The organism is Bradyrhizobium sp. Ce-3 (genome assembly GCF_022835695.1).
Taxonomy (GTDB): domain Bacteria; phylum Pseudomonadota; class Alphaproteobacteria; order Rhizobiales; family Xanthobacteraceae; genus Bradyrhizobium.
Map to the genome: position 1 here is coordinate 1 of NZ_BQUV01000060.1, position 348 is coordinate 348.

The window sequence follows — 348 nt, forward strand, 5'->3', positions numbered from 1 at the left end:
GGCCATGAGTTTCGTCACCATCCCGGGGCTGATCGGCCCGCTGATCGGCCCGACGCTGGGGGGCTGGCTGGTGGAGGCCGTGTCGTGGCACTGGATCTTCCTGATCAACATTCCCGTGGGGGTGATCGGCGCGCTCGTCACGCTCAAGGTGATGCCCGATGTGCACGCGGAAGACGACAGCCGCTTCGACTGGTCGGGCTATCTGATGCTGGCCTTCGGCATGGCGGCGGTGTCGTTCTCGCTCGACGGGCTGTCCGAACTGGGCTTCCAGCACGCGACGGTGCTGGTGCTGCTGATTTTTGGTCTGGCGGCGCTCACGGCTTACTGGCTGCATGCGGGGCGCGTGGC

General features: G+C 66.4%; 1 protein-coding gene. It reads left to right on the top strand.

The features are described from left to right. The coding region (locus tag BRSPCE3_RS35830; RefSeq protein WP_375710013.1) for an MFS transporter at positions 1 to 348 on the top strand (348 nt) is incomplete at both ends.